At 71.1% G+C, this 7,975-nt stretch carries 8 protein-coding genes; 3 read left to right on the top strand and 5 right to left on the bottom strand.

Annotated features, from left to right (window positions below; genetic code table 11):
* Window positions 1-72 precede the first annotated feature (72 nt).
* The 4 genes from ACFXB5_RS21465 to ACFXB5_RS21450 all read right to left on the bottom strand — a co-directional run bounded on the left by ACFXB5_RS21465 (window position 73) and on the right by ACFXB5_RS21450 (window position 4,494).
* Window positions 73-1,200 (bottom strand): GuaB3 family IMP dehydrogenase-related protein, encoded by a 1,128-nt coding sequence (locus tag ACFXB5_RS21465; protein ID WP_037953000.1) that lies wholly within the window; start codon window positions 1,198-1,200, stop codon window positions 73-75.
* A 121-nt stretch (window positions 1,201-1,321) separates the two neighbouring features.
* Complete coding sequence (guaB, locus tag ACFXB5_RS21460) at window positions 1,322-2,824, bottom strand: IMP dehydrogenase (RefSeq protein ID WP_385210179.1); 1,503 nt, start codon at window positions 2,822-2,824, stop codon at window positions 1,322-1,324.
* 156 nt (window positions 2,825-2,980) lie between these two features.
* Window positions 2,981-3,592, bottom strand: a complete 612-nt coding sequence (locus tag ACFXB5_RS21455) for a sigma-70 family RNA polymerase sigma factor (protein ID WP_385210177.1) — start codon at window positions 3,590-3,592, stop codon at window positions 2,981-2,983.
* 290 nt (window positions 3,593-3,882) lie between these two features.
* The gene (locus ACFXB5_RS21450; RefSeq protein ID WP_003948568.1) at window positions 3,883-4,494 is read right to left on the bottom strand and encodes a response regulator transcription factor; all 612 of its coding nucleotides are present in this window, start codon (window positions 4,492-4,494) and stop codon (window positions 3,883-3,885) included.
* A gap of 408 nt (window positions 4,495-4,902) precedes the next feature.
* On the opposite strand from ACFXB5_RS21450, the gene ACFXB5_RS21445 reads away from it, so the two are divergent.
* A complete protein-coding gene (locus tag ACFXB5_RS21445; protein WP_037952995.1) occupies window positions 4,903-5,217 on the top strand; it encodes a WhiB family transcriptional regulator in 315 nt (104 codons plus the stop codon).
* Window positions 5,218-5,307: 90 nt separating this feature from the next.
* On the opposite strand, the gene ACFXB5_RS21440 is transcribed toward ACFXB5_RS21445, so the two are convergent.
* Window positions 5,308-6,228: a LysR family transcriptional regulator gene (locus ACFXB5_RS21440; RefSeq protein ID WP_385210173.1), complete on the bottom strand. Its 921-nt coding sequence runs from the start codon at window positions 6,226-6,228 to the stop codon at window positions 5,308-5,310.
* Between the two features lie 79 nt (window positions 6,229-6,307).
* On the opposite strand from ACFXB5_RS21440, the gene ACFXB5_RS21435 reads away from it, so the two are divergent.
* Together ACFXB5_RS21435 and ACFXB5_RS21430 are read left to right on the top strand one after the other, a co-directional pair.
* Window positions 6,308-6,994: an MOSC domain-containing protein gene (locus tag ACFXB5_RS21435; RefSeq protein WP_385210171.1), complete on the top strand. Its 687-nt coding sequence runs from the start codon at window positions 6,308-6,310 to the stop codon at window positions 6,992-6,994.
* Window positions 6,995-7,091: 97 nt separating this feature from the next.
* Window positions 7,092-7,865: an SDR family NAD(P)-dependent oxidoreductase gene (locus ACFXB5_RS21430; protein ID WP_385210168.1), complete on the top strand. Its 774-nt coding sequence runs from the start codon at window positions 7,092-7,094 to the stop codon at window positions 7,863-7,865.
* The last annotated feature ends 110 nt before the right edge of the window (window positions 7,866-7,975 follow it).

Here is a 7,975-nt window from a genome sequence, read left to right as displayed (position 1 = left end):
CCTCGCGGTCGGGGCCTTCCCCTTGCTGAACCGGTTGCTGAACCGGTTGCCGAACCGGCTTGTGAAGGACGCTCAGCGCTTGTCGCGGGCCGACGGCGCCACCGTGACCTCGACCCGCTGGAACTCCTTCAGCTCCGAGTAGCCGGTCGTGGCCATCGCGCGGCGCAGCGCGCCGAAGAAGTTCATCGAGCCGTCGGTGGTGTGCGAGGGGCCGAGGAGGATCTCCTCGGTGGAGCCCACCGTGCCCAGGTTCATCCGCTTGCCGCGCGGCACCTCGTCATGCACGGCCTCCATGCCCCAGTGGTGACCGCGGCCCGGTGCGTCCGTGGCCCGGGCCAGCGGGGAGCCCATCATCACCGCGTCCGCGCCGCAGGCGACGGCCTTCGGCAGATCGCCGCTCCAGCCGACGCCGCCGTCGGCGATCACATGCACATAGCGGCCGCCGGACTCGTCCATGTAGTCCCGGCGGGCGGCGGCGACATCGGCGACCGCCGTGGCCATCGGCACCTGGATGCCCAGCACATTGCGGGTGGTGTGCGCGGCGCCGCCGCCGAAGCCCACCAGCACACCGGCCGCGCCGGTGCGCATCAGGTGCAGCGCGGCCGTGTAGGTGGCGCAGCCGCCCACGATCACCGGGACGTCCAGCTCATAGATGAACTGCTTGAGGTTGAGCGGCTCTGCGGCACCGGAGACATGCTCGGCGGAGACCGTGGTCCCGCGGATCACGAAGATGTCGACCCCCGCGTCCACCACGGCCTTGGAGAACTGCGCCGTGCGCTGCGGGGACAGGGCGGCGGCGGTCACCACGCCCGCGTCCCGCACCTCCTTCAGGCGCTGGCCGATCAGCTCCTCCTTGATCGGCTCGGCGTAGATCTCCTGCATCCGGGTGGTCGCGGTGCGCTCGTCCAGCTCGGCGATCTCCGCCAGCAGCGGCTCCGGGTCCTCGTAACGGGTCCAGAGCCCCTCGAGGTTGAGCACCCCGAGGCCGCCGAGCTCACCGATGCGGATCGCGGTGCGGGGCGAGACCACCGAGTCCATCGGCGCGGCCAGGAACGGCAGCTCGAAGCGGTAGGCGTCGATCTGCCAGGCGATCGAGACCTCCTTCGGGTCCCGGGTGCGACGACTCGGCACAACGGCGATGTCGTCGAACGCGTACGCCCTGCGGCCGCGCTTGCCGCGCCCGATCTCGATCTCAGTCACGTGGGTGCCTTTCCCTGTTCACGAACAGCAGTCCCAGTATCCCTGCCCGCACCGTCGCAAGGTCGCCCGGGTGAAATCGGCGCGGACGGCGCGGACAGCACGGATCAACGGACAGCGTGGATCAACGGCCGGAGTAGTTCGGCGCCTCGGTGGTCATCTGGATGTCATGCGGGTGGCTCTCCTTGAGGCCCGCCGCGGTGATCCGCACAAAGCGGCCCTTCTCCTTCAGCTCCGCCACATTGGCCGAGCCGACATAGCCCATCGACGCCCGCAGACCGCCCACCAGCTGGTGCGCGACCGAGGCCAGCGGGCCGCGGTAGGGCACCTGGCCCTCGATGCCCTCGGGGACCAGCTTGTCCTCGGACAGGACGTTGTCCTGGAAGTAGCGGTCCTTGGAGTACGAACGGGCCTGGCCACGCGTCTGCATCGCGGCCAGGGAGCCCATGCCCCGGTAGGACTTGAACTGCTTGCCGTTGATGAAGACCATCTCGCCCGGCGACTCCTCGCAGCCGGCCAGCAGGCTGCCCAGCATCACGGTGTCCGCACCGGCCGCGATCGCCTTGGCGATGTCGCCCGAGTACTGCAGACCGCCGTCGCCGATCAGCGGCACCCCGGCCGCGTGGCAGGCGCGGGCGGCCTCGTAGATCGCCGTCACCTGCGGCACGCCGATGCCCGCGACCACGCGCGTGGTGCAGATCGAACCCGGGCCGACGCCGACCTTGACCCCGTCCACCCCCGCGTCGATCAGCGCCTGGGCGCCATCCTTGGTGGCGACATTTCCGCCCACCACATCGACCGCGATATTGGACTTGATCTTGGCGATCATGTCGAGGATGCCCCGGCTGTGGCCGTGCGCGCTGTCCACGACCAGGAAGTCGGCCCCGGCCTCGACCAGCGCCTGCGCCCGCTCGTACGACTCGTCGCCGACGCCGACGGCGGCACCGACGACCAGCCGGCCGCCCGCGTCCTTCGCCGCGTGGGGGTACTTCTCGGCCTTCACGAAGTCCTTGACCGTGATCAGGCCCTTGAGCACGCCCGCGTCATCGACCAGCGGCAGCTTCTCGATCTTGTGGCGGCGCAGCAGCTGCATCGCGTCCTCGCCGGAGATCCCCACCTTGCCGGTGACCAGCGGCATCGGGGTCATGACCTCGCGGACCTGACGGCCCCGGTCGACCTCGAAGGCCATGTCACGGTTGGTGACGATGCCGAGCAGCTTGCCCACGGCGTCCGTGACCGGCACACCGCTGATGCGGAACTTCGCGCACAGCGCGTCCGCCTCGTGCAGCGTGGCGTCCGGCCGGACCGTGATCGGGTCGGTGACCATGCCGGACTCCGACCGCTTGACCAGGTCGACCTGGTTGGCCTGGTCCTCGATGGACAGATTGCGGTGCAGCACGCCCACGCCGCCCTGCCGGGCCATGGCGATGGCCATCCGGGATTCGGTGACCTTGTCCATGGCGGCGGACAGCAGCGGCACATTCACCCGGACGTTCCGGGAGACCCTGGACGAGGTGTCGACCGCGTTCGGCAGCACCTCGGAGGCGCCCGGCAGCAGCAGCACGTCGTCGTACGTCAGCCCGAGCATGGCGAACTTCTCAGGCACTCCGTCGACGTTGTCAGTCATGACACCCTTCCAATGGTCTTGCCCCAGCGCGGACTCCCATGCTAACGGGCTCCCCGAGTGCCTCATTCCGCCCTGTGGATAACTTCTCAGCGACCTGCTAAATGCGGAAGGCACAACAAGGTAACGAGCCCACCGGAACTCCGGTGGGCCCCGGGCTCACTGCTCGGCGAGCGCCCGCAGCCTGCTCAGCGCCCGGTGCTGGGCGACCCGCACCGCTCCGGGGGACATCCCGAGCATCTGCCCGGTCTCCTCCGCCGTCAGCCCGACCGCGACCCTCAGCAGCACCAGCTCGCGCTGGTTCTCCGGAAGGTTGGCCAGCAGCTTCTTGGCCCACTCCGCGTCGCTGCTGAGCAGCGCCCGCTCCTCGGGCCCCAGCGAATCGTCCGGCTGCTCCGGCATCTCGTCCGAGGGGAAGGCCGTGGAGCCCGGGTGGCGCATGGCGGCCCGCTGCAGATCGGCGACCTTGTGGGAGGCGATGGCCACGACGAACGCCTCGAAGGGCTTTCCGGTGTCGCGATAGCGCGGCAGCGCGCACAGCACCGCGAGACAGACCTCCTGCGCCAGGTCGTCCACGAAGTGGCGGGCATCACCCGGAAGTCGGGACAGTCTCGTACGGCAGTAGCGGAGGGCCAGCGGGTGGACCAGGGCCAGCAGATCGTGGGTGGCCTGCTCGTCCCCCTCGGTTGCGCGCCCGACGAGGGCGCCGATCGCCCCCGTACTCCCGGGAGCTCCCTTGGGGGCCCCTGGGCTTTCGTCGTCGCGCGGCATCCATCCATGGTGCCTCGGGCCCGGGGGGTCCGTGGCATCGCGTCCGTAGTTGTGCGCTGAAGCGTTATGAGCAGGTGCGCCGGCTGTCGTCATGTCCTGCGCTCTCCCCTCACGCCCGACCGACTCGTCCCCGAGGAACTCCACACCTTCAAGGATGCGGCATAGCGCGGGGAACTGATACAGGCCACCACCACAGCGCTCGCCGCGCACGCTTTCGCCCCGCCCGCCACCCGACGGGCGGGGACCGTCGCGCCCCCGCTGCGCAGCACGTCAGAACGGTCGTGGCCGGATCAGCGGACCAGACCCCAGCGGAACCCGAGGGCCACCGCATGCGCCCGGTCGGACGCGCCGAGCTTCTTGAACAACCGGCGTGCGTGCGTCTTGACCGTGTCCTCGGACAGGAACAGCTCGCGGCCGATCTCCGCGTTGGACCGGCCGTGGCTCATGCCCTCGAGCACCTGGATCTCGCGCGCGGTGAGCGTGGGCGCGGCGCCCATCTCGGCCGAACGCAGCCGGCGCGGGGCCAGCCGCCAGGTGGGGTCGGCGAGCGCCTGGGTCACGGTGGCGCGCAGCTCGGCGCGCGAGGCGTCCTTGTGCAGATAGCCACGGGCACCGGCGGCCACGGCCAGCGCCACGCCGTCCAGGTCCTCGGCGACCGTGAGCATGATGATCCGGGCGCCCGGGTCGGCGGAGAGCAGCCGCCGCACGGTCTCGACCCCGCCGAGACCGGGCATCCGTACGTCCATCAGAATCAGATCCGAGCGGTCGGCACCCCAGCGGCGGAGGACTTCCTCGCCGTTGGCCGCCGTCGTCACACGCTCGACGCCGGGCACGGTCGCCACCGCGCGGCGCAGCGCCTCTCGGGCAAGCGGGGAGTCGTCGCAGACGAGGACGGATGTCATGGCCGTCCTCCGCAGCTGATGCGCGTCACCTTGAGCCTCCAGGCTGGTACATATCGTCACCTGAGCGATTGACAGCCCCGGATATCTGTCCGAGAGCTTTACCCATCAACCGCCTCCGCACTCTCAACGACGGTCACCCGAAAGAGTTACGGGGTTCGGCGGCCACCTTCGACACTCTACGTGAGGGCTCGGACACGGAGCAGCTTCGTCGCGCCGGTCGCGTCCTTCGCGCCTCCCCCATAGGGCAGCCCCCGAGGCAGTCCCTTCGGTGGCATTTGGCGACCTTGCTTCCAATTTGGCGGTCTGTGTGGCTAGATTCGCAATGAGTCATATTTACATCTACTTACACCGTAGGTGTACGACCCAGGACACAGCGTCCGCAGCCGATCGCTTCGAGGAGATAAGGCAATGGCAGATTTCTCCCGTCTTCCCGGCCCGAATGCCGATCTCTGGGACTGGCAGCTCCTGGCCGCGTGTCGCGGGGTCGACAGCTCGCTCTTCTTCCACCCGGAGGGGGAGCGCGGCGCTGCCCGGAGCGCACGCGAGATGTCGGCGAAAGAGGTGTGCATGCGCTGCCCGGTACGGGCGCAGTGCGCGGCCCACGCCCTTGCCGTACGCGAGCCCTACGGAGTGTGGGGCGGACTGACCGAGGACGAGCGCGAGGAGCTCATGGGGCGGGCGCGGCATCGCGCGGTCGCCAGTACGGGCGCCCCGGGATCCTGATCCCGGTCTGACCCTGGCCAACTGAAGAAACGTTCCTCCTGTCGCCGCCCGGCGCCTGCGCGGACGGCCCCGGGGTGGTGTGCGCGCCGCTCATCTGCGGGCGGCCCGCTCCAGCCGGTCCAGCGTCGCCGCCACCGCCGGGACGCGGGCGAGGTCGGGCAGGGTCAGCGCCACCACTTCCCGGCGCACCGCCGGTTCCACCTCCAGCGTCGTGGCGCCCTTGGTCCGCACCGACTCCAGCGCCAGCTCGGGCAGCACCGCGACCCCCAGCCCGGCCCCGACCAGGCCGACGACCGTCGGATAGTCGTCCGTCGCGAAGTCGATGCGCGGGGTGAAGCCCTCGGACTCGCACACCTCCACCAGATGCCCCCGGCAGCGCGGGCAGCCCGCGATCCACGGCTCACCGGCCAGCTCGGCGATCCCCACCGCCCCGGCGCCCGCCAGCTTGTGCCCCTCCGGCACCACGCCCACCAGCCGATCGCTCAGCAGCGGCCGCAGGACCAGGTCGTCCCATTCGCCGCCGCCTCCCGAAGCCGCCTCCACCTCCGCGCTCACCTGCGGATACCGGAAGGCCAGCGCGATCTCGCAGTCGCCCGAGCGCAGCATCTCCACCGAGCCCGGAGGTTCGGCCTCCACGAGCGAGACCCGCGTCCCGGGGTGCGCCGCGCGCATCTCGGCGAGCGCCATGGGCACCAGGGTCGAGCTGCCGCTGGGGAAGGACACCAGCCGCACCCGGCCCGAGCGCAGCCCGGCGATCGCCGCGACCTCCTCCTCGGCGGCGGTCAGCCCGGCCAGGATCCCGCCGGCGTGCCGCACCAGCGCCCGGCCCGCCTCGGTCAGCCGCATCTCGCGCCCGCTGCGGATCAGCAGCGGGGTGCCCGCGGCGCCCTCCAGGGCCTTCATCTGCTGGCTGACGGCGGGCTGGGTGCAGCCGAGTTCACGGGCGGCGGCGGAGAAGGAGCCGGCGGCGGCCACCGCGCGCAGCACCCTGAGATGGCGGGCCTCGATCATGTCTTGAGCATAAGGGGCCCTTGGGTACCGGCCGGGATATTACGTCGACGCTTTGACCTCGCTGTTCTACGGTGCGGTCATGCCGCACACTCCACGCCCTCCAGCCGTCCTCACCGTGAACGTCGGCCGCGCGATGCCGAGCGCCCACACCGACTGGCCCGGCGGCACCGGCATCGACAAGCGGCCCGTCGACCACCCGGTGGCGGTCGCGGCCCCCGGGCCGAAGGGCCAGGCCGGAAGCGGTCTGGCCGGTGACTCGGTCTGCGACACCCGCCACCACGGCGGCGACGACCAGGCCGTCTACGCCTACGCCCGGGAGGACCTCGACGTCTGGGAGCGGGAGCTGGGCCGCGAGCTGGCCAATGGCGTCTTCGGCGAGAACCTCACCACCAGCGGTATCGACGTCAGCGGCGCCCTCATCGGCGAGCGCTGGCGGGTGGGGAGCGAGCTGCTGCTGGAGGTGACCTCACCGCGGATCCCGTGCCGTACGTTCGCCGGGTGGCTGGGCGAGCGGGGGTGGCTCAAGCGGTTCACCCAGGCCGCCGTGCCGGGTGCGTATCTGCGGGTGCTCGAGCCCGGCGAGATCCGCTCGGGCGACCCCGTCGAGATCGTGCACCGGCCCGACCACGAGGTGACGATCGCGTTCCTCTTCCGCGCCGAGACCACGGAGCGGGAGCTGCTGCCGAGGGTGCTGGCGGCCGGTGACGCGCTGCGTCCGGAAGTGCGGAAGGCCGCCCTGAAGTACCGGTCCGCAAAGGCGATCTGACGGAAGCCGGCGGGCGGAAGCTCTCATTCCGACGCAGATCGCTCGCGGTGCCGCTCGGCGGTCCGCCGGGACCTGCCATGGCCGATAACGTGCGCGTATGACGACTGCATTGATTACCGGAACCACCGCGGGCATCGGCGCCGCCTTCGCGGGCCGGCTCGCCGCCGACGGGCACAATCTGGTGCTCGTCGCACGCGATGAGAAGCGGCTGCGGGAGCAGGCCGCGGATCTGCACGACCGGCACGGCGTGGAGGCGGACGTGCTGGTGGCGGACCTCTCCGAGGATGACGGGATCGCTGCGGTCGAGGCCCGGCTGAAGGACCGTACCCACCCGGTCGATCTGCTCGTCAACAACGCCGGTTTCGGCAACCGCGCCCGCTATCTGGAGGTGCCGATCGCCGATGAGCTGCGGATGCTGAAGCTGCACTGCGAGGCGGTGCTGCGGCTGACCAGCGCGGGGGCCGGGACGATGCGCGACCGGGGGCGCGGCGGGGTGATCAATGTGGCGTCGGTCGCGGCCTTCTTCCCGCGCGGGACGTACGGGGCGAGCAAGGCGTGGGTCGTGCAGTTCACGCAGGGCGCGGCGAAGGACCTGGCCAGCTCGGGGGTGCGGCTGATGGCGCTGTGCCCGGGGTTCGTCCGTACGGAGTTCCACGCGCGGGCGGGGATCAGCCACGACAGCGTGCCCAGCTGGATGTGGCTGGACCCGGACCGGCTGGTCACGGCGGCGCTGAAGGATTTCGCCCGGGGCAAGTCGCTGTCCATCCCGGACCCGCGCTACAAGGCGATGTCGAGCCTGGCGAAGCTGGCCCCGCGCTCGGCCCTCTCCTCGATCTCCTCCAAGGTCGGCCGCCCCCCGGCGAAGGGGTAGCCGTCCGGCGGAACCGGAACACACGAAGGCGCGGCCGCCCGCCGGGGGGGCGCGCGGGGGGTCGGGCCGGGCGGCAGGGGGGGCGGCAACGGCAGTGGGGGCTCCGGCAC

Source organism: Streptomyces sp. NPDC059455 (assembly GCF_042750115.1).
Taxonomy (GTDB): Bacteria; Actinomycetota; Actinomycetes; order Streptomycetales; family Streptomycetaceae; genus Streptomyces; species Streptomyces endocoffeicus.
This window is presented reverse-complemented; position numbering and strand designations above follow the sequence as displayed.

Excerpts from the sequence above, each read along its gene's own strand:
- guaB (WP_385210179.1), bottom strand. The coding sequence starts at position 2,824 with ATGACTGACAACGTCGACGGAGTGCCTGAGAAGTTCGCCATGCTCGGG.
- ACFXB5_RS21440 (WP_385210173.1), bottom strand. The coding sequence starts at position 6,228 with ATGATCGAGGCCCGCCATCTCAGGGTGCTGCGCGCGGTGGCCGCCGCC.
- ACFXB5_RS21435 (WP_385210171.1), top strand. The coding sequence starts at position 6,308 with ATGCCGCACACTCCACGCCCTCCAGCCGTCCTCACCGTGAACGTCGGC.
- ACFXB5_RS21450 (WP_003948568.1), bottom strand. The coding sequence starts at position 4,494 with ATGACATCCGTCCTCGTCTGCGACGACTCCCCGCTTGCCCGAGAGGCG.
- ACFXB5_RS21445 (WP_037952995.1), top strand. The coding sequence starts at position 4,903 with ATGGCAGATTTCTCCCGTCTTCCCGGCCCGAATGCCGATCTCTGGGAC.
- ACFXB5_RS21455 (WP_385210177.1), bottom strand. The coding sequence starts at position 3,592 with ATGCCGCGCGACGACGAAAGCCCAGGGGCCCCCAAGGGAGCTCCCGGG.
- ACFXB5_RS21430 (WP_385210168.1), top strand. The coding sequence starts at position 7,092 with ATGACGACTGCATTGATTACCGGAACCACCGCGGGCATCGGCGCCGCC.